General features: G+C 71.5%; 20 protein-coding genes and 1 tRNA gene. 13 read left to right on the top strand and 8 right to left on the bottom strand.

Annotation, left to right across the window (positions count from 1 at the left end; genetic code table 11):
• Positions 1 to 80 precede the first annotated feature (80 nt).
• Positions 81 to 974 carry a DMT family transporter gene (locus OG446_RS06205; RefSeq protein WP_328893071.1) on the bottom strand — a complete coding sequence of 298 codons (894 nt, stop codon included), beginning with the start codon at positions 972 to 974 and terminating at the stop codon, positions 81 to 83.
• A gap of 221 nt (positions 975 to 1,195) precedes the next feature.
• Here OG446_RS06205 and OG446_RS06200 point away from each other — a divergent pair, with 221 nt between their 5' ends.
• Together OG446_RS06200 and OG446_RS06195 are read left to right on the top strand one after the other, a co-directional pair.
• Positions 1,196 to 2,851: an FAD-binding dehydrogenase gene (locus OG446_RS06200; protein WP_328893070.1), complete on the top strand. Its 1,656-nt coding sequence runs from the start codon at positions 1,196 to 1,198 to the stop codon at positions 2,849 to 2,851.
• Between the two features lie 162 nt (positions 2,852 to 3,013).
• Positions 3,014 to 4,264, top strand: a complete 1,251-nt coding sequence (locus OG446_RS06195) for an FUSC family protein (RefSeq protein ID WP_328893069.1) — start codon at positions 3,014 to 3,016, stop codon at positions 4,262 to 4,264.
• Between the two features lie 22 nt (positions 4,265 to 4,286).
• Here the strand turns inward: OG446_RS06195 and OG446_RS06190 are convergent, their stop codons facing one another.
• Positions 4,287 to 4,730: an ASCH domain-containing protein gene (locus tag OG446_RS06190; RefSeq protein WP_328893068.1), complete on the bottom strand. Its 444-nt coding sequence runs from the start codon at positions 4,728 to 4,730 to the stop codon at positions 4,287 to 4,289.
• A gap of 209 nt (positions 4,731 to 4,939) precedes the next feature.
• Between OG446_RS06190 and OG446_RS06185 the strand changes: the two genes are divergently transcribed.
• Entirely contained in the window at positions 4,940 to 5,605 is a 666-nt protein-coding gene (locus OG446_RS06185; protein WP_328898211.1) for a molybdopterin-dependent oxidoreductase, read from the top strand.
• Complete coding sequence (locus OG446_RS06180) at positions 5,589 to 6,215, top strand: cytochrome b/b6 domain-containing protein (protein WP_328893067.1); 627 nt, start codon at positions 5,589 to 5,591, stop codon at positions 6,213 to 6,215. The genes OG446_RS06185 and OG446_RS06180 overlap by 17 nt, the downstream gene beginning before the upstream one ends.
• Before the next feature lie 160 nt (positions 6,216 to 6,375).
• Here the strand turns inward: OG446_RS06180 and OG446_RS06175 are convergent, their stop codons facing one another.
• Both OG446_RS06175 and OG446_RS06170 read right to left on the bottom strand, forming a co-directional pair.
• Positions 6,376 to 7,773 carry a GntP family permease gene (locus OG446_RS06175; protein WP_328893066.1) on the bottom strand — a complete coding sequence of 466 codons (1,398 nt, stop codon included), beginning with the start codon at positions 7,771 to 7,773 and terminating at the stop codon, positions 6,376 to 6,378.
• A gap of 11 nt (positions 7,774 to 7,784) precedes the next feature.
• Positions 7,785 to 8,294, bottom strand: a complete 510-nt coding sequence (locus tag OG446_RS06170) for a gluconokinase (RefSeq protein ID WP_328893065.1) — start codon at positions 8,292 to 8,294, stop codon at positions 7,785 to 7,787.
• 156 nt (positions 8,295 to 8,450) lie between these two features.
• Between OG446_RS06170 and OG446_RS06165 the strand changes: the two genes are divergently transcribed.
• Positions 8,451 to 9,152, top strand: a complete 702-nt coding sequence (locus tag OG446_RS06165; RefSeq protein ID WP_328893064.1) for a FadR/GntR family transcriptional regulator — start codon at positions 8,451 to 8,453, stop codon at positions 9,150 to 9,152.
• 43 nt (positions 9,153 to 9,195) lie between these two features.
• Here the strand turns inward: OG446_RS06165 and OG446_RS06160 are convergent, their stop codons facing one another.
• Positions 9,196 to 9,909, bottom strand: coding sequence for a TetR/AcrR family transcriptional regulator (locus OG446_RS06160; protein WP_328893063.1), 714 nt, complete (start codon positions 9,907 to 9,909; stop codon positions 9,196 to 9,198).
• Between the two features lie 99 nt (positions 9,910 to 10,008).
• On the opposite strand from OG446_RS06160, the gene OG446_RS06155 reads away from it, so the two are divergent.
• The 4 genes from OG446_RS06155 to OG446_RS06140 all read left to right on the top strand — a co-directional run bounded on the left by OG446_RS06155 (position 10,009) and on the right by OG446_RS06140 (position 15,055).
• Positions 10,009 to 11,520 (top strand): APC family permease, encoded by a 1,512-nt coding sequence (locus OG446_RS06155; protein WP_328893062.1) that lies wholly within the window; start codon positions 10,009 to 10,011, stop codon positions 11,518 to 11,520.
• Between the two features lie 36 nt (positions 11,521 to 11,556).
• Complete coding sequence (locus OG446_RS06150; protein WP_328893061.1) at positions 11,557 to 13,197, top strand: amidohydrolase; 1,641 nt, start codon at positions 11,557 to 11,559, stop codon at positions 13,195 to 13,197.
• 143 nt (positions 13,198 to 13,340) lie between these two features.
• Entirely contained in the window at positions 13,341 to 14,426 is a 1,086-nt protein-coding gene (locus OG446_RS06145) for an S-(hydroxymethyl)mycothiol dehydrogenase (protein WP_328893060.1), read from the top strand.
• Positions 14,426 to 15,055 carry an MBL fold metallo-hydrolase gene (locus OG446_RS06140; protein ID WP_328893059.1) on the top strand — a complete coding sequence of 210 codons (630 nt, stop codon included), beginning with the start codon at positions 14,426 to 14,428 and terminating at the stop codon, positions 15,053 to 15,055. Before OG446_RS06145 ends, OG446_RS06140 begins: the two co-directional genes overlap by 1 nt.
• Before the next feature lie 203 nt (positions 15,056 to 15,258).
• Here OG446_RS06140 and OG446_RS06135 read toward each other — a convergent pair whose 3' ends face one another.
• On the bottom strand, positions 15,259 to 16,212 hold the full coding sequence (locus OG446_RS06135) for a pseudouridine synthase (protein WP_328893058.1): 954 nt from the start codon (positions 16,210 to 16,212) through the stop codon (positions 15,259 to 15,261).
• Positions 16,213 to 16,631: 419 nt separating this feature from the next.
• On the opposite strand from OG446_RS06135, the gene OG446_RS06130 reads away from it, so the two are divergent.
• Complete coding sequence (locus tag OG446_RS06130; RefSeq protein ID WP_328898210.1) at positions 16,632 to 17,636, top strand: rhamnogalacturonan acetylesterase; 1,005 nt, start codon at positions 16,632 to 16,634, stop codon at positions 17,634 to 17,636.
• A gap of 72 nt (positions 17,637 to 17,708) precedes the next feature.
• Here OG446_RS06130 and OG446_RS06125 read toward each other — a convergent pair whose 3' ends face one another.
• Positions 17,709 to 20,600 (bottom strand): glycoside hydrolase family 2 TIM barrel-domain containing protein, encoded by a 2,892-nt coding sequence (locus OG446_RS06125; protein WP_328893057.1) that lies wholly within the window; start codon positions 20,598 to 20,600, stop codon positions 17,709 to 17,711.
• A gap of 430 nt (positions 20,601 to 21,030) precedes the next feature.
• Positions 21,031 to 21,115: transfer RNA gene (locus OG446_RS06120), tRNA-Leu, on the bottom strand.
• Between the two features lie 183 nt (positions 21,116 to 21,298).
• Here OG446_RS06120 and OG446_RS06115 point away from each other — a divergent pair.
• The 3 genes from OG446_RS06115 (at position 21,299) to OG446_RS06105 (ending at position 23,929) form a co-directional block, all read left to right on the top strand.
• A complete protein-coding gene (locus OG446_RS06115; protein ID WP_328893056.1) occupies positions 21,299 to 22,633 on the top strand; it encodes a M20/M25/M40 family metallo-hydrolase in 1,335 nt (444 codons plus the stop codon).
• Positions 22,634 to 22,783: 150 nt separating this feature from the next.
• Positions 22,784 to 23,017, top strand: coding sequence for a chaplin ChpH (chpH, locus tag OG446_RS06110; RefSeq protein ID WP_123528131.1), 234 nt, complete (start codon positions 22,784 to 22,786; stop codon positions 23,015 to 23,017).
• A 138-nt stretch (positions 23,018 to 23,155) separates the two neighbouring features.
• Positions 23,156 to 23,929 (top strand): chaplin, encoded by a 774-nt coding sequence (locus OG446_RS06105; protein WP_328893055.1) that lies wholly within the window; start codon positions 23,156 to 23,158, stop codon positions 23,927 to 23,929.
• Positions 23,930 to 23,933: the final 4 nt, after the last annotated feature.

Genomic DNA, 23,933 nt, shown 5'->3' with positions numbered 1-23,933 from the left:
AGGACTGTGAGGAATCGGACATCACCGAGTCCGCCCGGAGCCGGGACCGTCCGGAGCCGGGACCGTCCGGAACTCCGACTTCAGTGCGGCTGGAGGCTCTGCGTACGGCGTCCGCCCACCGGCCCCTCCGGCATGGCCGGGTGCAGCCCCAGCAGCACGATCCCGGCCACGATCGCCGCGAGTCCCGCCGCCTGCCAGGCCAGCGCGCCCGTGTCGGTACGCACCTGGTCGCCCAGGAAACCGATCCCGCAGGCGATCCCGGCCAGCGGCTGGGCCGCGGTCAGCGCCGGCAGGGACATCCGCAGCGGGCCCGTCTCGAACGCGCTCTGCACGAGGATCAGCCCCGTCACCCCCAGCACCAGCACCGCGTACACCTGCCAGCCGGTGACGAGCGCCGCCCAGCCGCCGTCGGAGAGGCGCTGCCCGCTGACCCGGGTCAGGGCGTCCTGGAGCCCGTACAGGAGTCCCGCCGCCACCGCGAGCAGCGCGGGCGACACCCCCGACCGTGAGCGCTTGGCGAACGCGGTCAGCAGCAGGGCCAGGCCCACCACCACGCCGATCACCAGCCAGTGCCGCAGCGGACTCGACACGGCCTGCCCGCCCTTCGGCTCGCCCGCCAGCAGGAACGCGGCGACCCCGCCGGCCAGCAGCCACAGCCCGGCCCAGCCCTGCCGGCCGAGCCGCTGACCGGTGCGGTGACGGGACAGGGCCATCGCGAAGAGCAGATTGGTGGCCAGGAGAGGTTCGACGACGGAGACCTCGCCCTTGCCCAGGGCCAGCGCGCCCAGCGCCATGCCGCAGACCATGAGTCCGATACCGGCCAGCCAGCTGCGCACCCGCATCAGGTCCAGCAGCAGCCGGGGCGAGAGGTAGTCGCTCTTCGGGGCGTGGCGGGCGGCGGCCTGTTGCAGCACGAAGCCGAACCCCAGACAGCAGGCGGCGCTCACGGAGAGCACGATGACCAGCACCGACACGCTTCCCCACCCCGAGTCAGGCCGTAAGAGGGTGATTTGTACCGACGATAGCGCCTGGGAGCGGCACCGGCGGCCGAAGCGCCGCCGACCGGGCGGTTGACGCCGGGACGGCCGGTGCCGAAGATCTGACGCACGAGTAACTTCGCGAGCGGCCGCACGGATGACGTGCGGTCCTTCCGCCGGACCGCGAGCCGGTCGCCGCCCCGACAAGGATGGAACCCATGGCGTACGACGCTGATGTGATCGTGATCGGGGCAGGACTCGCGGGGCTCGTCGCCACCGCGGAACTGGTCGACGCGGGCCGTTCGGTCATTCTGCTCGACCAGGAACCCGAACAGTCGCTCGGCGGCCAGGCCCACTGGTCCTTCGGCGGTCTCTTCCTCGTCGACTCGCCCGAACAGCGCCGGATGCGGATCAAGGACAGTCAGGAGCTGGCCCTCCAGGACTGGTTCGGCACCGCCGGGTTCGACCGCAAGGAGGACCACTGGCCGAAGAAATGGGCCGAGGCGTACGTCGACTTCGCCGCCGGTGAGAAGCGCTCCTGGCTGCACCGGCAGGGCATGCGGTTCTTCCCGGTCGTCGGCTGGGCCGAGCGCGGCGGCTACGACGCGAACGGCCACGGCAACTCCGTCCCCCGCTTCCACATCACCTGGGGGACCGGCCCCGGCGTCGTCGCCCCCTTCGAGCGCCGGGTGCGCGAGGGCGTCGCCAAGGGCCTCGTCACTTTCCGCTTCCGCCACCGGGTCACGGGCCTCGGCCGCACCGGGGGCACCGTCGACACCGTGAGCGGCGAGATCCTGGAACCCAGCGACGCCTCTCGCGGCACCGCGAGCAGCCGGGAGACGGCCGGTGCCTTCGAGCTCAGGGCCCAGGCGGTGATCGTCACCTCCGGCGGCATCGGCGGCAACCACGACCTCGTGCGCGAGCAGTGGCCCGAGCGGCTCGGCACCCCGCCCGCCAAGATGCTCTCCGGCGTCCCCGCCCACGTCGACGGGCTGATGCTCGGCATCACCGAGGAGGCCGGCGCCCACCACATCAACCGCGACCGGATGTGGCACTACACCGAGGGCATCGAGAACTGGAACCCGATCTGGGCCAAGCACGGCATCCGGATCCTGCCCGGCCCGTCCTCGCTCTGGCTGGACGCCCGCGGCAAGCGGCTGCCGGTCCCGCTGTTCCCCGGGTTCGACACGCTCGGCACCCTCGAACACATCATGCGCAGCGGCCACGACTACACCTGGTTCGTCCTGGACCAGAAGATCATCGGGAAGGAGTTCGCGCTCTCCGGTTCCGAGCAGAACCCCGACCTGACCGGCAAGTCCATCCGCGACGTGATCGGCCGGGCCCGCGCGGACGTGCCCGGACCGGTGAAGGCGTTCATGGACAACGGCGTGGACTTCGTCGTGGAGAAGGACCTCGGCGCCCTGGTCCGCGGCATGAACGCGCTCACCGGTGAAGCGCTCATCGACGAGGACGACCTGCGCCGCGAGATCACCGCCCGCGACCGGGAGATCGCCAACCCCTTCACCAAGGACCTCCAGATCACCGCGATCAGGGGCGCCCGCACCTACCTCGGCGACAAGCTCATCCGTACGGCCACGCCGCACCGCATCCTCGATCCCAAGGCCGGGCCGCTGATCGCCGTACGGCTCAACATCCTGACCCGCAAGTCGCTCGGCGGACTGGAGACGGACCTGTCCTCCCGGGTCCTCACGGCCGACGGCAGCCCACTGTCCGGGGTGTACGCGGCCGGTGAGGCGGCCGGGTTCGGTGGCGGCGGGGTGCACGGCTACCGCTCCCTGGAGGGCACCTTCCTCGGCGGCTGCATCTTCTCCGGCCGGGCGGCGGGCCGCGCGGCCGCGCAGGCGGTCGGCTAGGGCCCTTCGTTTGGATCAGGCAGGACCCCGCGAGCCCGGCATGATCCAAACGAGAGGCCCCGGAGCGGCCGGAGGGCCGCCCAACGGCCCCGCGCGCGTCCGTCCGGTGGGGTTACGGACGCGGAACCGTGCCGAGGCGCCGGATCCGGGCATGGGAAGAAGATGCCAGGAGTAGCCGAACCCGTCATCAACCTCGTCCGGCGCACCACCGAGCCCGTGGCTGCGCAGACCCTGCGTTCCACGGGCGCCGCGGTGATCGCCTATGCCGTGGCGACCGCGACGCTGGCCGAGCCCGCACCCCTGACCGCACCGCTGACCGCACTGCTCGTCGTCCAGGTGACCCTCTACGCCACCGTCAACATGTCGGTGAAGCGTGTGACCTCCGTGGTCGTCGGCGTCCTCATCGCGAGCGGCTTCAGTTCCCTGGTCGGCCTGTCCTGGTGGAGCCTGGGGCTGACCATCTTCACGGCGCTGATCGTCGGCAGACTGGTCCGGGTCGACGAGTTCGTTCCCGAGGTGGCGATCAGCGCCATGCTCGTCCTCGGCGTCACCTCAGGGACCGCGAGAACGAGCATGGCGTGGGAGCGCGTGTTCGAGACCCTGATCGGCGCCGCTGTGGGCCTGCTGTTCAACCTGCTGTTCGCCCCGCCCGTGTGGGTGCAGACCGCGGGCGCGTCCATCGACGGACTGGCCCGCGAGATGGGGCAGATGTTCCGTGACCTGGGGAGCGACCTCGCCCGTCCGGTCACCGTCCCCGAGGCGGCCGACCGGCTGCACCGGGCCCGCCGTCTCGACCACGACATCGTGGAGGTGGACGCCTCCCTGCGGCAGGCCGAGGAGAGCCTCAGGCTCAACCCGAGAGTGCGGCAGGGGCTGCTCCACCGCGTGGTGCTGCGCACCGGTCTGGACACGCTGGAGATCTGTGCGGTAGTCGTGAGGGTGCTGGCCAGGACGCTGACCGACCTGGCCAAGGACCGGGTCGACGAACCCCTGTTCCCCGCCGAGGTCGCCGCGCACATCAGGGAGTTGTTCGGACAGATGGCGGGGGCCATCGAGAGTTTCTCGGTGCTCATCACCACTCCGGTGGCCGCCAGCGCGGAGGAGGCCGAGGACCGGCTCGCCGACGCGCTCACCACCAGCCGGGCGACCCGCGACCTCGTGGCGGACATCCTGCTGGCCGCCGTCCAGGAACACCCCAGGAAGTGGCAGCTGCACGGGGCCCTGCTCGCCGAGGTGGACCGCATCCTGGACGAGCTGGACATCGAGAAGCGCGCCGAGCGCCTGGGCCAGGAACTCGACCGCCGTTCGGCCGACCTGCACGAACGCCACCCCCGGCTGCTCGCGTTCCGGCGCCGGCTGGGCCTCGTGAAGGGTGCGGGCCGGGAGAAGAGGGCCGAGGCCGGGGTGCGGTGAGCCCCGGCCGGCCGCAGCCCGTTCAGCCCTGTGCCGCGTCGGGCCCGATGCGCTCGACGACCCGGAACCGTTCCGCCACGACCAGCGTGTCGTCGTCGACCGTGAACTCCGGGTCGCCGAGCGCCTCCCGCATCTCCTCGCTGTGCCAGAACCGTTCGTGGCCCTCCCGCCACCCGGCCACCGAGGTGTCGCCCTCGCCCTCGTCGAGGACATGCTGCAGATCGATGTCCCCGAGCCGCAGGATCCGCACCTCCGTGATCTCCAGCACCGCGATCTCCCGCCCGTCCGAGTCGATCAGCGCGGACCGCTCGCCCACGGGAGGCGGATCTTCCCTCTCCACCTGGTACTCCACGAACAGTCCGGTCGTCGACACCTTCCGCCCGTCGAGCACCGCGGCGACCAGCCGGTCGCGCAGCGGGCCGGGGAACGCGAGAAGAAAGGGCTTGAGCGCTTCACGGTTCGGCATGGCGCAAGTCTGGCATCCGCCGCCCGCCGGTGGCGGGCAGAATCTGACGGGCCGGTGACGTACCGCCCCCGCCCCTGGCGCCCGGTGGCCCGGAGTGCTCGAATCGACGGGTGAACAGTTCCTCTTCCGGCGCGGAGCCGGATCCGGCGGCGCAGGGCCCCGATCCGGACTCCACCGGCACCCCCGTGGGCCGCCGGCTCGTCCTGACGATGCTCGGCCTCGGCGCGGCAGGGCTCGTCGCCGCCCCCGTACTGCAACGGACGCTGGAGTCCGGCCTGGGCGCGCTCTCCGACAAGGACCCCACCGGACTGACCGGGCTGCTGCCCAACGGCGGCGGCTTCCGCTACTACTCCGTCGCCACGTCCGTACCGAAGAAGAGCGCCACCGACTACCGGCTGACCGTCGACGGCCTGGTCGACCGCCCGGCCACGTACACCCTGGACGCCCTGGAACGGATGAAGCAGACCCGCATGGTCCGCGACGTCCAGTGCGTCACCGGCTGGCGGGTGCCCGAGACCCCCTTCGAAGGCGTACGGCTGTCCGCGCTGCTGGACGCGGCGGGCGTCCGGCCCGGCGCGAAGGCCGTCCGGTTCACCTGCTTCGACGGCACGTACAGCGAGAGCCTCACGCTCGATCAGGCCCGCCGGGCCGATGTGCTGGTCGCGCTGCGGATGCAGGACCGGCCGGTGTCCCACTCGCACGGCGGCCCGGTCCGGCTCTATGTGGCCCCGATGTACTTCTACAAGTCGGCGAAATGGCTCTCCGGGATCACCGTCACGGACTCCGTACGCCCCGGATACTGGGAGAAGCTCGGATATGACGTCGACGCCTGGGTCGGCCGGTCCAACGGCCGCGACGATGCCCCCACCACCTGAAACGGGCGGCCGGGTACGACGTTTCAGCGGCCCGGTGCGCTGGGTGCACCGCACCACGGCCGCGCTGACGCTCCTGTGCGTGGCGACGGCTGCCTGTCTGTACGTACCGCAGCTCGCCGAACTCGTCGGGCGCCGCCATCTCGTGGTCACCCTGCACGAGTGGTCCGGGCTGATCATCCCCGTACCGCTGCTGGCGGGGCTGTTCGCGCGGTCGCTGCGGGCCGATCTGGGCCGGCTCAACCGCTTCGGGCCGCACGACCGGCAGTGGCTGCGGGCGGTGCGCCGGCGTGACCACCGGCCGGAGTCCCGCCCGGCCGGGAAGTTCAACGCCGGGCAGAAGCTGTACGCCGCCTGGATCGCGGGAGCGGTCCTGGTCATGGTGGGCACCGGGCTGCTGATGTGGTTCACCGGTCTCGCCCCGCTGGTGTGGCGGACCGCCGCGACGTTCGTCCACGACTGGCTGGCGCTCGCGATCGGCATCGTGCTGGCCGGACACATCGCGATGGCGCTCGCCGACCCGGAGGCACGCCGTGGCATGCGTACCGGGTCGGTCGAGCGCCAATGGGCGCGTCGCGAGCACCCGCTGTGGCGGGAGCCGGGGGAGCGGTAGTGCCGCGTCAGCCAGGGTTCGCCCGTCGCGACGCCGTGCACGCACCCTCGCCGCACCGGCCGAAAGCCCGAGTACGTCCAGTACGAGGACTTCCGGCCGGCACGCCGGGAGCACGCACCTGACGCCGCTCCTTACCGGGCAAACCCTGGCTGACCCGGCACTAGAGGATCAGTGACAGGAGCAGGATGAAGGCCAGCGAGACCACGGAGATGATGGTCTCCATCACCGACCAGGTCTTCACCGTCTGGCCGACGTCCATCCCGAAGTACTCCTTCACCAGCCAGAACCCCGCGTCGTTGACATGGCTGAAGAAGAGCGAGCCCGCACCGACGGCGAGGACCAGCAGGGCGGCGTGCGAGGTCGACATGTCGGCGGCCAGCGGGGCGACCAGACCGGCCGCCGAGATGGTGGCCACCGTCGCCGAGCCGGTCGCGAGCCTGATGCCCACGGCGATCAGCCAGCCGAGCAGCAGCGCGGGGATCGACCAGTCCTCGGAGAACTCCAGGATCATCTGACCCACACCGGCGTCGATCAGCGTCTGCTTGAAGCCGCCGCCCGCGCCGACGATGAGCAGCACTCCGGCGATCGGGGCGAGGGACTTCTCCACGGTGGTGGAGAGCCGGGCCTTGGTGAACCCGGCCGCCCGGCCCAGCGTGAACATGCCCACGATGACCGCCGCGAGCAGGGCGATCAGCGGCGAGCCGATCACATCGGTGACCCGCTGGAGACCCTGCTCCGGGTCGTCCACCACGATGTCGACGAGGGCCTTGGCCAGCATCAGGACGACGGGCAGCAGAATCGTCGCCAGGGTGGCGCCGAAGCTGGGGCGGCGGTCCAGGTCCTCGGAGGGGCGCTGCGGGATCATCTTCTCCGGCGCCTTGATGTCCACCCAGCGGGCGGCGTACCGGGAGAAGACCGGACCGGCGATGATCACCGTCGGGATCGCGACCAGGACACCGAGGGCCAGCGTGACGCCCAGGTTGGCGTCGAGGGCGTCGATCGCCACCAGCGGACCGGGGTGCGGGGGGATGAGCCCGTGCATCACGGAGAGGCCGGCCAGGGCCGGGATGCCGATCCGCATCAGGGAGTAGTTGCCGCGCTTGGCGACGAGGAGCACCACCGGGATCATCAGCACGATCCCGACCTCGAAGAACAGCGGCAGACCGATGATCGAGGCGATCAGGACCATCGCCCACGGCATGGCCCGGTTGCTCGTCCTCGCGAGGATCGTGTCGACGATCTGGTCCGCTCCGCCGGAGTCGGCGAGCAGCTTGCCCAGGATCGCGCCGAGCGCGATGAGGACGCCGACACCCGCGACGGTGGAGCCGAGGCCCGCGGTGAAGCTGGCTATCGTCTTCGCCGGCGCGGCGCCGGCGAACGAGCCGAGCGCCAGCGAGCCGATGGTGAGCGCGAGGAACGCGTGCATCTTGAACTTGGTGATGAGCAGAACGATGACGGCGATGCCCGCCAGGACGGCGATGCCCAACTGCGCGTTGCCGGCCGAAGTGATCGGTTCGACGGCGTCCGCTGCCAGCATCTCGACGCTGAGACTGGTCACGGTGATGATCCTCAGTTCTCGAGCCGGCGCAACGCGGCGACGGCTCGCTGGGTGATTTCCTCGGGGGAGCCGGACACGTCCACGGCGACGCCCGCCTCGTCGTCCTCAAGGGGCTGGAGGGTGGCGAACTGCGAGTCGAGGAGTGCGGTCGGCATGAAGTGGCCCTTGCGGCCCGCCATCCGCTCCTCGATGAGCGACCGGTCACCGCTCAGATGAAGGAAGACGGCACCGGGGGCCTCGCTGCGCAGCCGGTCGCGGTAGGCACGCTTCAGCGCCGAGCTGCTGACCACGCCGCCGAGCCCCGCCCGGCTGTGCGCCCACTGCCCGATCGCGTCGAGCCAGGGCCACCGGTCCGCATCGTCCAGCGGGGTGCCGGCCGACATCTTGGCGATGTTCGCCGCGGGATGGAAATCGTCGCCCTCGGCGTACGGAACGCCCAGTTCGGCGGCGAGCAGGGGGCCGATCGTGGTCTTGCCGGTCCCTGCGACGCCCATCACCACGATGACGTGGGGGGTGCTCATTACGGTGCCTCGCTGTCTTCTTCGATGTCGTCGTCGACATCGGTCCGTCGCGCTACTGAAACCTATACGTACGACTTATTCAAGATGCTGTGACATAAACGTCGTACTTTTTGTTCCCGGCGGAGTCTCCCGGAGAGGCCCCCGTAGGCTTGGCCCATGACCACACCTGCCCAGGGGCTGCATACGCATGTGCTGGACGCCCTGGGGCTGGAGATCGCCGCGGGTGAGCATCTGCCCGGCCAGGTTCTGCGTACGGACGAGCTGGCCCAGCGCTTCGATGTGTCCCGCACGGTCGTACGGGAGGTGATCCGGGTCCTGGAGTCCATGCACCTGGTCGAGTCCCGGCGCCGCGTCGGCGTGACGGTACGGCCGACCGAGGCGTGGAACGTCTACGATCCGCAGGTCATCCGGTGGCGACTGGCCGGCGCCGACCGCCCGCGCCAGCTGCGCTCGCTGACCGTCCTGCGCTCGGCGATCGAACCCGTCGCCGCCTCGCTCGCCGCCCGCCACGCCACCGCCGCCCAGTGCGCCGAGCTCACCGAACGGGCCCTCGGCATGGTCGCCACCTCGCGCGGTCAGCAGCTGGAGGGGTACCTGGAACACGACATCGCGTTCCACCGGATCATCCTCAACGCCTCCGGCAACGAGATGTTCGCGCGCCTCGGTGACGTGGTCGCCGAGGTCCTCGCGGGACGCACCCACCACCAGGTCATGTTCGAGGACCCCGATCCGGCGGCCGTCACCCTGCACGTCCGGCTCGCCGAGGCGGTGCGCGAGGGGGACGCCGACGGGGCGGAGCGGCTGACGAAGGAGATCGCGGTGGGCGCCCTGCACGAACTGGACGTGCTCGCGCCCTGATCCGCCCCGACTGACGTGCCGCCTACCGCTTGCCCTCTGCCGCCTACCGCCTGACGTGCTGCAACCGGGCGGCGGCCGCGGCCAGCATCATCTCCAGCGCCGCCGGATATCCGCTGCGGCCCATCTCCGCGACCAGTACCGGCGCGGTCGCCGCGATGTTCGGGTGCGTGTCCGCCGGCTGCCGGGCGTAGATCTCCGGCCAGGCCTGCACCTCCTGCGCCCGGGCCCTTTCCGGCAGCGCCAGCGTCGACGCGTCCAGCGCCGCGAACGACAGCGTCTGGTCGACGAAGACGTGGTAGATCCGTACCGCCTCCGCATCCGGGAAGCCCGCGCCCCGCAGCACCCCGAGGATCGCCTCCACCGACCGGATCTCGTGCGTACGGCCGGTCACCCGTGCGCACGTCAGCAGCGCCGCCTGCGGGTGGGACAGATAGTCCGCGTGCATCCGCAGCCCCAACGACCGCAGATCGGCCCGCCAGTCACCGGTCGGCCGCCAACTGCGCAGCGTCCGCCCGATCAGCTCGTCGGCCACCGCCAGCAACAGCTCGTCCGTGTCCCGGAAATAGCGGTAGAGCGCGCTCGGATCGCATCCCAGCGCGGCGCCGAGCCGGCGCACGGTGAGCGCCGACGCCCCGTGCTCGCCGATCAGGCGCAGCGCGGTCTCCACGATCAGCTGCTCGGACAGCATGACGCCCTGCTTGGTGGGGCGCCTGCGCCGCCGCGCGTCCTCCGGCACCACCCGCTCGCTCGCGTTCATACGGGCACCTTATGACAACACCGTTGACGTGCGGAAGCCCCGAGGAGTTCGATGTGCCGCCATCGGGGCCGAACAGCGCCCCTCGGTGAAGGAGCGACCGTGACGTCCTACCGCGAGGAAACAGCCGGACCGGCACAGCCACCCGCAGCCCTGCGCAAGAGCCTCGGCGTGGTCGACGGGTTCGCCATCGCGGCCTCGTCGACCGCGGCCACCACCAGCATCGGCATCGGGCTGGGCGTCACCGCCACCGCCGTCGGGCTGCATCTGCCGATCATCATGCTGCTCGCCTTCCTGCCGATCCTGGGCATCGCGGGCGCCTACTCCCGGCTCAACCGGGTCGAGCCGAACATGGGCAGCGGCTACGTATGGGTGGGCCGCTCGCTCAGCCCCTGGCTCGGCTTCCTCGTCGGCTGGATCGGCATCGTCTCCACGATCGTGTTCCTGGCCTACACCACGACGGTCACCGGTTCCGCCCTGCTGCAACTCGCGGGCGAGGCCGGGCTGCACGAGGTGTCCGGGCTCCGGCTCGCCCCGGACTCCACCGCCCAGTCGACCGCGCTCGGCATCGTCGTCCTCGTCGCCGTCACCTTCACCGCCGTCACCGGCCTCCGGTCGGCCGCCACCTTCCAGAAGTACCTTCTCGTCTTCGAGTACGCCGTCCTGCTCGGCTTCTGCGGATACGGCCTGTTCGCCGGCTCGCAGCCCTTCAGCCTCGACTGGCTCAACCCGTTCACCATCCCCTCCTTCGAGGAGCTCGCCCAGGGCCTCCTGCTCTCCGTCTTCTGCTTCTGGGGATTCGAGTCCACCTTCAGCGTCACCGAGGAGATCCGGGATCCGCAGGACGCCTCCAAGGCCGGGCTCATCACGCTCTTCACGATGCTGGGCCTGTTCCTGCTCGGCTCATTCGCCTTCCAGCGCGTCCTGTCACTCGACGAGCTGACCGCCCACGGCGCCCAGGGGCTCACCTACTTCGGCAACCAGCTGGCCGACCAGCCGCTCGCCGCGCTCCCGTTGATCGCCCTCACCCTGTCCGCCGTCGCCTCCCTGCAGTCCGGGGTGATCCCGACGGTGCGCGGCATGTTCGCCATGGGCCGCGACCGCACGCTCGGCCCCCTGTGGACCAAGGTCAGCCCGCGGTACGGAACACCCGCCGCCGGGACCGTCGCGGTCGGCTGCATCGCCGCCGCCATCGCCGTGCTCTCCCTCGTCATACCGAAGGTCGGAGACCTCATCCTGGCGTCCGTGAACGCGATCGGGGTCGTCGTCTCGGTCTACTACGCCCTCACCGCGCTGGCTGCCGCGGCCCGCTTCCGCGGCTCGTTCCGGGAGAGCCCGTCCCTGGCGGTGCGGGCGGTGGTGCTCCCCGTCATCAGCGCCCTCGTCCTGCTCGCGCTCGGCGGATACCTCTGCTGGACCTTCGCCACCTCCGCCGACCACTTCGAGGTCAGCCCGGACAACGGCTGGTTCATGCTCCTGTGCCCGGCCGTCATCCTGCTGACCGGCTTCGTCGCCGCGGCCTGGGCCAAGTGGGCCAGGCGGTCCCCGTACTTCGTCACCGGACGGTCCGTCGCCCCGGACGTCCTCGCGGACCCCGTGCCCGACCCGGCCTGATCCCCACCCGAACCACCCACCGAAGGAAGAGGCATCATGCCCCGCACCCCCGCCGACCTCGTCTTCACCGGCGGCCCCGTCCACACCACCGACGCCGCCCGCACCCGCGCCACCACCGTCGCCGTCACCGGCGGCCGGATCACCGCGGTCGGCCACGACGAGGTACGCGAACTCATCGGCCCGCGCACCGAGACGGTCGACCTCGCCGGACGCCTCCTGCTCCCCGGCTTCCAGGACGCCCACGTCCACCCGGTCACCGCCGGGCAGGAACTCGCGCAGTGCGACCTCACCGGCGCCGGCGACCGCGTCGCCACCATCGCCGCGGTACGGGCCTACGCCGACGAGAACCCCGCACGCGACTGGATCACCGGCGGCGGCTGGTCGATGGACGCCTTCGAGGGCGGCGCCCCCACCCGGCAGCAGCTCGACACCGCCGTGCCCGACCGCCCCGCCTGCCTGCTCAACCGCGACCACCACGGCGCCTGGGTCAACAGCAGGGCCCTCGCCCTCGCCGGCATCACCGCCCACACCCCCGACCCGGCCGACGGCCGCATCGAACGCGACGCGCGCGGCGAACCCACCGGACTCCTCCAGGAGGGCGCCATGGACCTGGTCGCCCGCCACGCCCCCCGCTCCACCCCCGCCGACCGGCTCGCCGGCCTCCTGCGCGCCCAGCGCCTGCTCCACGCGTACGGCATCACCGCCTGGCAGGACGCCATCGTCGGCACCTACGGCTCGATGGACGACGTGGCCGACGCCTACCTCACCGCGGACCGGGACGGCTCGCTCACCGCCCGCGTCACCGGAGCCCTGTGGTGGGACCGCGAGCACGGCACCGAACAGATCCCCGGACTCGTCGCCAGGCGCGAGGAGCTGACCGGCCGGAACTTCCGCGCGCGGTCGGTGAAGATCATGCAGGACGGGGTCGCCGAGACCGGCACCGCCGCCCTCCTCGCCCCGTACCTCGACGCCTGCGGCTGCGCCACCGCCAACAGCGGCACCAGCTTCGTCGACCCACTCGACCTGCGCCGGTACGTCACCGAGCTGGACGCCCTCGGCTTCCAGACCCACTTCCACGCACTCGGCGACCGCGCGGTGCGCGAGGCCCTGGACGCCGTCGAGGCCGCCCGCGCCGCCAACGGCCGCACCGACACCCGCCCCCACCTCGCCCACCTCCAGATCGTCCACCCCGACGACATCCCCCGCTTCCGCGCACTCGGCGCCACCGCCAACATCCAGCCGCTCTGGGCCGCCCACGAACCCCAGATGGACGAGCTGACCATCCCCTTCCTCGGCCGCGAACGGGCCGCGCTCCAGTACCCGTTCGCCGCACTGCTGCGCTCCGGCGCCACCGTGGCCGCGGGCTCCGACTGGCCCGTCAGCAGCGCCGATCCGCTGCACGGCATCCACACGGCCGTCAACCGCGTCGTACCCGGCGGGGACCACAGCCGGGCCTTCCTCCCGGAGCAGCGCATCTCGCTGACCGACGCGCTGGCCGCGTACACGGCGGGCTCGGCCTACGTGAACCATCTGGACGACACCGGCAGCATCCGGGCCGGCGCCCTCGCCGACCTCGTGGTCCTGGACCGCGACCCCTACGCCGCACCGCCCGAGGAGATCGCCGGGACGCGGGTCCTGGCCACGTACGTGGGCGGCCGCCGGGTGTACGGGGACTGAGCCGGGACGACCGCGGAGTTACGGTGGTGTGCCAACGCGGCGCACCATCGGGGGCTTCCGCACCGCGTACGGTTGTTCGTGATCGATCTCAGGAAAAGTCGTGAATCGATCTCAGGGAAAGCCGCACAAGGGAGACCACGGGAATGCCGCAGCACGTACAAGGGGTCATCGCACCGGGAAAGAACGAGCCGGTACGGGTCGAGACGATCGTGATTCCGGACCCCGGCCCCGGTGAGGCCGTGGTGAAGATCCAGGCGTGCGGCGTCTGCCACACCGATCTGCACTACAAGCAGGGCGGCATCAACGACGAGTTCCCCTTCCTCCTCGGCCACGAGGCGGCGGGCGTCGTGGAGTCCGTGGGCGACGGCGTCACCGACGTCGCCCCGGGCGACTTCGTCGTCCTCAACTGGCGTGCCGTCTGCGGACAGTGCCGCGCCTGTCTGCGCGGGCGCCCGTGGTACTGCTTCGACACGCACAACGCGAAGCAGAAGATGACCCTGCTGGACGGCACCGAGCTCTCCCCGGCGCTCGGCATCGGCGCTTTCGCGGAGAAGACCCTCGTCGCCTCCGGCCAGTGCACCAAGGTCGACCCCGCGGTCGCCCCGGAGGTCGCGGGACTCCTCGGCTGCGGTGTGATGGCGGGCATCGGAGCCGCCATCAACACCGGCCAGGTCGGCCGCGGCGACTCGGTCGCCGTCATCGGCTGCGGCGGTGTCGGCGACGCGGCGATCGCGGGCGCCCGGCTGGCCGGCGCGGCGAAGATCATCGCCGTGGACATCGACGACCGCAAGCTGGAGACGGCGAAGACGATGGGCGCCACGCACACCGTCAACTCCCGCTCCTCCGACCCGGTCGAGGCCATCCGCGCGCTCACCGACGGCAACGGAGCCGACGTCGTCATCGAGGCGGTCGGCCGCCCGGAGACGTACAAGCAGGCCTTCTACGCCCGCGACCTCGCAGGTACCGTCGTCCTGGTCGGCGTCCCGACCCCGGAGATGCAGCTCGAACTCCCGCTCCTGGACGTCTTCGGCCGCGGCGGCTCGCTCAAGTCGTCCTGGTACGGCGACTGCCTGCCCTCGCGCGACTTCCCGATGCTCATCGACCTGCACCAGCAGGGCCGGATCGACCTCGGCGCGTTCGTCACCGAGACCATCGGGATCGGCGACATCGAGCAGGCCTTCGCCAGGATGCACGACGGCGACGTCCTGCGCTCGGTGGTGGTCTTCTGATGGCCGCACGCATCGACCACCTCGTCACCTCCGGCACCTTCGCCCTCGACGGCGGCGAGTGGGACGTCGACAACAACGTCTGGATCGTCGGCGACGACACCGAGGCGGTCGTCATCGACGCCGCGCACGACGCCGCCGCCATCGAGGCCGCGCTCGGCGGACGTACGCTGCGCGCCATCATCTGCACCCACGCGCACAACGACCACATCGACGCCGCCCCGGCACTCGCCGACGCCACCGGCGCACCGGTCCTGCTCCACCCCGACGACCTGCCGCTGTGGAAGCAGACCCACCCGGACCGGGCCCCGGACGGTGAACTGGCCGACGGCCAGGAGATCCAGGTCGCGGGTACGACCCTGACCGTCCTGCACACCCCGGGTCATGCCCCGGGCGCCGTCTGCCTGTACGCCCCCGAGCTGTCCACCGTCTTCACCGGCGACACGCTCTTCCAGGGCGGGCCCGGTGCCACCGGCCGTTCCTTCTCGCACTTCCCGACGATCGTCGCCTCGATCCGGGACCGGCTGCTCGCCCTGGACCCGGAGACCGCCGTCCGTACCGGACACGGGGACTCCACGACCATCGGCGCGGAGGCCCCGCACCTGGACGAGTGGATCGCCCGCGGCCACTGACGCCCCCAGGGCGTGTTTCGAAAGTCCCGCCTGCTCGGCGACGCCTGGCACTTCCCCGAGCTCTCGGCTTCGCTCGAGCAGGGGAGGCCCCCTTGCTCGCCGCGTTGTCGGGATCGTCCCGGTACAACCAGTATCGGGGCGACCCTCCGCCGTGCGATCGCACGCACCGGACGCCGCCGAGCCCGCTCTCCGGGCGGACGGCGCTACTTCCGAAACACGCCCTGACTCTCCGGCCACGCGGAGAGCCGCAACCCGCTCTCGAAGCGGTGCGGCTCTCCCGTGACCGGGTCGGTGAACTCCAGGACCCTGGCCAGGAGTTGCAGCGGGCGCGAGAAGTCGTCGGAGGCGCCCTCCGCCTCGACCACGGGGTAGACGGGGTCGTGGACGAGCGGCAGCCCGAGGCCGTTCATATGGACCCGCAGCTGATGGGTGCGGCCGGTGGCGGGCAGCAGCCGGTAGCGGCCGAGTCCGGCCCGGTGCTCCAGCAGCTCGATCCGGCTCTCGCTGTTGGGCTCGCCGGGCTCCTCGCGGGCGGCGATCACCCCGCGCTCCTTCACGATGCGGCTGCGCACGGTACGGGGGAGCACCAGCCCCGGTGCGTACGGTGCCACCGCCTCGTACTCCTTGCGCACGAGGCGGTCCCGGAACAGCGTCTGGTACGCGCCCCGTTCCTCCGGCCGTACGACGAAGAGGACGAGCCCCGCGGTCAGCCGGTCCAGCCGGTGGGCGGGCTGCAGCAGCGGCAGGGCCAGTTCGCGGCGGAGCCGGGCCACGGCGGTCTCGGTGATGTGCCGGCCGCGCGGAGTCGTCGCCAGGAAGTGCGGCTTGTCCGCGATGACCAGGTGTTCGTCCCGGTGCACCACACCGACCGGGAAGGGCACGGGCTCCTCCGGTGCGAAGTCCCGGTGGAACCAGAGGTACCGGCCCGCCGTGTACGGCTCGTGTCCCGTCACCGGGCCCCGGGTGGAGGCGAACCGGTCCCCGGCCAGCATGGCGTCGACCTGCTCCGCGCCGATCGCGTCGGCGAACCGCGCCAGCAGATGATCACGGACCGTCGGCCACTGCCCGTCCGGATCCTCCGGGAGTCGCACCCGGACCGGATCCACCCCGTCGCGTTGGGGCAGGGGTGACGGCGGAGGCTTCGCACGCCCTCTCATCGCGGCCCGCCGGACGCCTTGGTGCCAGGGCCTTGCGGCCGGATCATGCCGGGCTCGCGGGCCCCGGAACGCGCATCTGCGGCGGTGTCGTCGGTCGCCCATGCTCCGCAGCGGCTCCCTCCTCCGCCTTGCAGCTGCACGCACCGGACCCCGCTCCCTGATCCGGCCTGACCCAAACGAAAGACCCTGGTTCTCATGATGCCGGGCATCCTTCCACAGCGACGGGGTCCCACGGCTGGGGGCAGTGGTGGGAGAACGCGGGCAACTTCCCTGTTCTGAAAGGATTCAAAGCCTGGCGCGCGGGGGTAGAAAGCGCTTGCGGTACGGCATGGCTGCCGCTATCGCGCCCGCACCCGCGTCGTCGAAGGAGTCCCGCCGTGCCCCTTGCCCGCAGAACCGCCCCCGCCCTGCTGGCGGCCATGACCGCCGTGGCCGCCCTCGCCACACCCGCCGCAGCCGAGTCGGCGGCGCCCGCCCCGTCCGGCTGCACCGGATCCGCCCCCGTGATCTGTCACTTCGACGTGGCCCCCGGCACCTACCTCGTCACCGTGCGCATCGGTGGCGCCACCGAGGGCCGCACGAAGGTCACCGCCGAGACGCGGCGCACCGTACTCGGTGAGACGCCGACCGCCGCCGGGCGTCAGGTGGTCCGGTCCTTCACGGTCAATGTGCGCGAGCCCGAGGGCGAACCCACCGGGGCGAGCGGCAGCCCCGGCCTCGACCTCGCCTTCGACGGCCCCGCCCCGCTCCTCGCGGGCCTGCACGTGGCTCCGGCGCCGCGCACCCCGCAGCTGTTCCTGATCGGCGACTCGACCGTCTGTGATCAGCTCGGCAGCCCCTACACGGGCTGGGGGCAGGAGCTTCCGCAGTATCTCCGGGCCGGCATGTCCGTCGCCAACTACGCGGACTCCGGTGAGAGTTCTCAGACGTATCTCGACCAGCCGCAGCTCTTCCCGACGGTCCGCCCGCTGATCCGCCGGGGCGACACCGTGCTCATCCAGCTCGCCCACAACGACAAGCAGACGACCGAGGCGGACTACCGCGCCAACCTCACCACGATGATCGGGGCGATCCGCGCCGAAGGCGGCCGGCCCGTGCTCGTCACCCCGGTCGTCCGGCGCTGGTTCAACGCCGACGGCACGCTGGACAACGGCACCGCGCTCCTGGTCAACGGCCTCGGGGTCGACCTGCCCGCGCAGATCCGCCTGCTGGCCGCCGAGCACGACGTCCCGCTCGTCGACCTGACCGCCCTCACCAGGCAGCGGGTCGAGGAGCTCGGCCCCGACGCCTCCAAGGCGCTCTACCTCACCGACGAGAAGCGCGACAACACCCACACCTCGGAGCGTGGCGCCACGGAGTACGCGGCCATGGTCCGCGACGCGCTGCGCGACCAGCACCTGCTGCCGGGCCGGCTGTTCCGCTGACCGAAGTGCCCCTGCCCCGGCCGGAGCCGGGGCAGGGGCGAGTACGTCCTCAGCCCAGCAGCGAGTACGTCGTCAGTCCAGCGGCGCGAACACGAAGGAGAACTCCGCCGGCTCCGCGTCGAGCCGGTGCTCCGGCAGCACGCCCGGCCCGCACGACTGCGAGCCGATGCCCTGCACCCTGTGGTCCAGGTTGACCCAGACGCGGCCCCCGGCCACCAGATCCGGCGCGTGCTCCGCGGCGTCCAGCTGCTCGCTCGTCCAGCGCCGCGCGGTGAACCAGAACGGCGTGCCGCCCTCGGCCCGCAGCCCCGCACCGCCGGTGTCCGTCAGCTCCGCCCACCGGACGTCGGCCCGGGCCCCGTTCTCCTGGGGCCGGACGTACGGGGTCTGGAGCGCGTCCACCCGCATTTCCCACGTCCCGAGCACCGCGGCGGCCCGGGTGTCCGGGTAGGCCTCACCCGGTCCACCGCCGGACCACCGCGCACCGCCGTACGCCGCGGGCAGGGCGAACCGGATCCCGAGCCGGGGCAGCGGCACCCGCCAGTCGCCCTCCGGCACCACGGACACCGTCAGCCCGAGCCGGTCCCCGGCGGCCGTCCACCGGTACGTGGTCCGCAGCCCCAGGTCCCAGCCCGCCGGGGCCACCCGGGTCCGCACCGTCAGCGCGTCCCCGTCCGCCTCGACCGCGTCGACGCGGTGCCGCATGCGGTGCAGCCCCAGCTCCCGCCAGCGCAGCCCGTACCGCTCGTCCGGCTGCCAGGCTGCCCCGTTGTCGTTGTCGGTGGGCGCCCGCCACACGTCCAGCCGCAGTTCCTCCACCGGAACGTCCCCGATGCGCACCGGTACCCCGGTCGCCGCGTCGAACACGCCCGGCCCGAGGGTGATCACGCCGGCCGCGCGCACCGGGCGCTCGCCGGCCGCCGGAGCGGGGACGGCCCGCGCCCCCGTCTCCACCTGGCCCCAGGCCACCACGTGTCCGCGCTCGCCCCACGCGGTGTCCCCGGCGAGCACCGCCCGCACCGTCCACAGACCGTCGCCCGCGGAAGCGGTGTCCGGTGCCACCTCCGCCGAGGCGCCCGGCGCCAGCTCCGGCACCGCCAGGGTGCCCGAGGCCACGACCGTGCCGTCCACCTCGTGCGACCAGATGAAGTCGAGGTCCTCCAGTCCGGCGAAGTCGTAGCCGTTGGTGACCGTGAACGTACCGGCCGCGGAGCCCGGGCCGATCCGTACCGGCTCGATGACCTTCTTGTACTCGACGAGCCCGGGGGAGGGCGTGCGGTCGGGGAAGAGGAGGCCGTCGCAGACGAAGTTGCCGTCGTGCAACTCCTCGCCGAAATCCCCGCCGTAGGCGAAGCCGTGCTCGGGGTGGGCGAAGCCGTGGTCGATCCACTCCCAGACGAAACCGCCCTGGCAGCGCTCGTACCGCTCGAAGAGCCGCTGGTACTCGCTCAGACCGCCCGGCCCGTTGCCCATGGCGTGCCCGTACTCGCACATGACGAAGGGCATCGCACGCCGCCGGGCGTCGAGTTCCGGATCGGTCAGCGGCTCCTCCGCCCGCTTGCCGATGAGTTCGACCTCGGCATGCGTCGGATACATGCGTGAGTACAGATCGACGTCCTTGCAGGAGAGGTCGCCCTCGTAGTGCAGCAGCCGCTCCGGGTCCCGCCCCCCGATCCACTCGGCCATCGCGGTCAGACCGCTGCCCGAACCGCACTCGTTGCCCAGCGACCAGATGATGACGGAGGCGTGGTTCTTGTCGCGCTCGACCATGCGGGCCGCCCGGTCGAGCAGCGCGGGGGTCCACCGCTCGTCGTCGACCGGGTTGCCCCGCCACTCCAGGTCGACAAAGCCATGTGTCTCCAGATCGCACTCGTCGATCACCCAGAGGCCCAGTTCGTCGCACAGGTCGAGGAAGGCGGGGTGCGGCGGGTAGTGGCTGGTCCGTACGGCATTGATGTTGTGCTGCTTCATCAGCTCCAGGTCGCGCCGCATCGTCCGCGCGTCGACGGCCCGCCCCGTCTCCGGGTGGAACTCGTGCCGGTTCACCCCTCGGAACAGCAGCCGGGTGCCGTTGACCTTGATGACGCCGTCCTCGACCACGACCGTACGGAAGCCGATCCGCAGCGGGATCCGCTCGCCGGCCGTCACCAGCTCCGCGTCGTAGAGCCGGGGCGTCTCGGCGGTCCACGGTTCGACCGGCAGCGCCACGGACTCGCCCGCGGCGATGTCGACACCCAGCTCGGGCACCAGGACCCGGCCGTCCGCCCCCTCGCACTCCACCCGCAGCGTGCCGGAGCCGTCCCGGTGGTCGTAGCCCGCGTGCACGAAGAAGTCCCGGGGCGCGCCGTCCGGGCGGTGGACCAGAGTCACCTCACGGAAGATGCCCGGCAGCCACCACTGGTCCTGGTCCTCCAGATAGCTGCCCGACGACCAGGCGTGCACCCGTACCGCGAGGACGTTCTCGCCGGGGTCCAGCAGATCGCCCACGGCGAACTCGTGCGGCAGCCGGGACCCCTTGAAGTCGCCCAGTTCCCGTCCGTTGAGCCAGACCCGGGCGCAGGACTCCACCCCTTCGAACCGGAGCACGAACTCGCCGCCCTGCGGCCGGTCCCCGGGCAGTGTGAACGTCCGCAGATGGTCGCCCGTCGGGTTCTCGGACGGCACCCGTGGCGGATCGACGGGAAAGGGGTAGACGACGTTCGTGTACGCGGGAGCGCCGCCGGCCCCCTGGAGCACCCAGTGACCGGGCACCGCGACCGTCCCCCACGCCGAGGCGTCGAACCCCGGCCGGGCGAACGACTCGTCCTCGGTGGCGGCCCGGGGCGAGAGCCGGAACGCCCACTCGCCGTTCAGGGACATCCGCCAGGCGTCGGACGTCGCGTACCAGGACCGCGGCGCGAGGCCGCCGGTACCCGGGCTCGGGTCCTCGTACCAGGGCAGCGTGTCGGTTTCGGTGCGGCTCATGCTTCTCCTCGCTAGGAAACGCCGTTCTCCGGAGTGACCGTAGCCAGGAATGAACCGTTTCAACAAGGGGTGGCGGCCCGGCTGATGTAGCAGTGCGCGACGCCGGTGATCCGGTCGGGAGGCGCCGGCCCGGTCCGGCTTGAGTCGATACTCGCCGCCCGGTCGTCCCCGAGCGGTACCGCCAAGCCTCTCGGGGGCGCGCCCGGGCGGCCGGGGCGGCGGACCGCAGGGCAGGGCGCGACGTGCTTCCTGCGGCGCCCGACGGCGGTGAGGTGCCACGCGTACGGGCCGGGTGTGGACGCCTGCCGGATCTCGGCCAGGAGCTGAGGAACCGTCCCGGCGGCGATCAGGACGGCCGGCTCTCCCCGGTCGTGGCCCCCCGGCAACGCAACATGCCGATCAGGATCTCTCCTGATCGGCATGTGTTCTGTGTCCGAGGGGGGACTTGAACCCCCACGCCCGATAAAGGGCACTAGCACCTCAAGCTAGCGCGTCTGCCATTCCGCCACCCGGACTAGGTGTCTGTCTCGCGGGCCTTGCCCGTTCCGACGTGGAAAACCATAGCAAACATTGGAGGGTGCTCGATCACGCCCCCGGCGGTGTGACGGGCGTGTGACGGGGGGTGGGCGGCCTTGGGTGCGAGGGCCGGGCGCGGGAGGATGTGGGGGAGCACCACAGCGACAGCGGAGGGAACCAGCGTGAGTGAGACCAAAGCGGCCAGGACCGGCTCGGGTGAGAGCGCCGAGAACGAGGTCGTCGACCTCTGTCGTGACCTGATCCGGATCGACACCAGCAACTACGGGGATCACTCGGGACCGGGCGAGCGGCTGGCCGCCGAGTACGTCGCGGAGAAGCTGGCGGAGGTGGGGCTCGAGCCGCAGATCTTCGAGTCCCACAAGGGCCGTGCCTCCACGGTGGCGCGGATCGAGGGCGAGGACCCGTCCAGGCCGGCGCTGCTGATCCACGGCCACACCGACGTCGTGCCGGCCAACGCGCACGACTGGACGCACCACCCCTTCTCGGGAGAGATCGCGGACGGCTGCGTCTGGGGGCGGGGCGCGGTCGACATGAAGGACATGGACGCGATGACCCTGGCGGTCGTGCGCGACCGGATGCGCAGCGGACGCAAGCCCCCGCGCGACATCGTGCTCGCCTTCCTCGCGGACGAGGAGGCGGGCGGTACGTACGGGGCCCGGTATCTCGTCGACAAGCACCCTGACCTGTTCGAGGGCGTCACCGAGGCCATCGGGGAGGTCGGCGGCTTCTCCTTCACGGTCAACGAGAACCTGCGGCTCTACCTGGTGGAGACCGCGCAGAAGGGCATGCACTGGATGCGGCTGACCGTGGACGGCACGGCCGGCCACGGTTCGATGACCAATGACGACAACGCGATCACCGAGCTGTGCGAGGCGGTCGGGCGGCTGGGACGGCACAACTGGCCGGTCCGGGTGACCAAGACCGTGCGGTCCTTCCTGGACGAGCTGTCCGACGCGCTCGGCACTCCGCTCGACCCCGAGGACATGGACGCCACGCTCGCCAAGCTGGGCGGCATCGCCAAGATGGTCGGCGCGACCCTGCGCAACTCGGCGGCCCCCACCATGCTCGGCGCGGGCTACAAGGTGAATGTGATCCCGGGGCAGGCGACCGCCCACGTCGACGGCCGTTTCCTGCCGGGGTACGAGCAGGAGTTCCTGGCCGACCTGGACCGGATCCTCGGCCCGCGCGTCAAGCGCGAGGACGTGCACGGGGACAAGGCGCTGGAGACCGACTTCGACGGCTCGCTCGTGGACGCGATGCAGATCGCGCTCAAGGCCGAGGACCCGATCGCGCGCGCGGTCCCGTACATGCTCTCCGGCGGTACGGACGCCAAGTCCTTCGACGACCTGGGTATCCGGTGCTTCGGATTCGCTCCGCTGAAGCTCCCGCCGGAGCTCGACTTCGCCGGCATGTTCCACGGTGTGGACGAGCGCGTACCGGTCGAGGGCCTGAAGTTCGGTGCACGGGTGCTCGACCGTTTCATCGACAACAGCTGAAAAGTCGATACCCGTCGTCATAATCGCCAGCTTGTACGTACCTAACCGGAACGAGTGAAAGGGACGGATCGCTCGTAGCCCGATTACTTCTTCCTCGTTACAGGTGATGCGGTCCGCGGCTGGGACCGCATTTGCCAACTAGGAGGAATAATGATCAAGAAGATCGTCGCCGCTGCGGCTGTCACCGGTGGTCTGGTTCTCGCGGGTGCCGGCATGGCCGTCGCCGACTCGGGTGCCCAGGGTGCCGCCATCGGCAGCCCCGGCGTGCTCTCGGGCAACGTCGTCCAGGTTCCCGTCCACGTTCCCGTGAACGTGTGCGGCAACACGATCTCCGTGATCGGGCTGCTGAACCCGGCCTTCGGCAACACCTGCGTCAACGCCTGACGTTGTGCGTCAACCCGTAAGGGTTTGAGCCCGCTCGGCCCCGGAGCGCACGCCATGTGCTCCGGGGCCGTCGGGTCCTTTGCCCCCGCACGGTCAAGTCCGGGGGTATTCCGGAAGGTAGAAGGCAGGAAACAACCTATGCGACAGGTCACGCGTAAAGGCCTGATCACCATGGCGGCTGCGGGCGGCGTGCTCGCGCTCAGTGGCGGTTACGCGCACGCCGACGCGGGAGCGGCCGGCGGCGCATCGAATTCCCCGGGGGTGCTTTCAGGGAATTCGGTACAGATCCCGGTCGAGGTACCGGTCAACGTCTGCGGCAACTCCGTGAACGTCGTGGGGCTGCTGAACCCGGCGGCGGGCAACGCCTGTGCGAACACTTCGGACGGTGCGGCCACCGGCCGTCACGGTTCGACCGCGGGAACCCCGGGCAGTCACGCCTCGGACAACGGCCGGGCGTCCGACGATCGCGGTCAGGGGGTGCGGGCGGGCACCGGGAAGCACCGGGCCGTCGGCAGCGACAACGGGGGAGGGGCCACCGCCGAGGGGACCGCGAAGGGCTCGCCCGGTCTGCTCTCGGGGAACCAGATCCAGGTGCCCATCGACATCCCCGTGAACGCCTGCGGGAACAGCGTCACCATCGGTGGCCTGCTCAACCCCGCCCTGGGCAACACGTGCGAGAACGACAGCACGCCGCCGGTCGTCCCGGAGACCCCCGTCACCCACGTGACACCGCCGACGCCCGGACCGCGCACCGTCCCGAACGCGCCCGAACCGCAGACCCTGCCGGCGAGCACGCCGCAGCTCGCGCACACCGGAGCGGGCGGGCTCGACCTGCTCGTCCCGGCGGGCGCCGGCCTGCTGCTGGCCGGTGCGGGCACGGTGCTGTACCGCCGCGCCAAGGCCGCCGCCTGACGGC

The organism is Streptomyces sp. NBC_00236 (assembly GCF_036195045.1).
Classification (GTDB): Bacteria; Actinomycetota; Actinomycetes; order Streptomycetales; family Streptomycetaceae; genus Streptomyces.
This window is presented reverse-complemented; position numbering and strand designations above follow the sequence as displayed.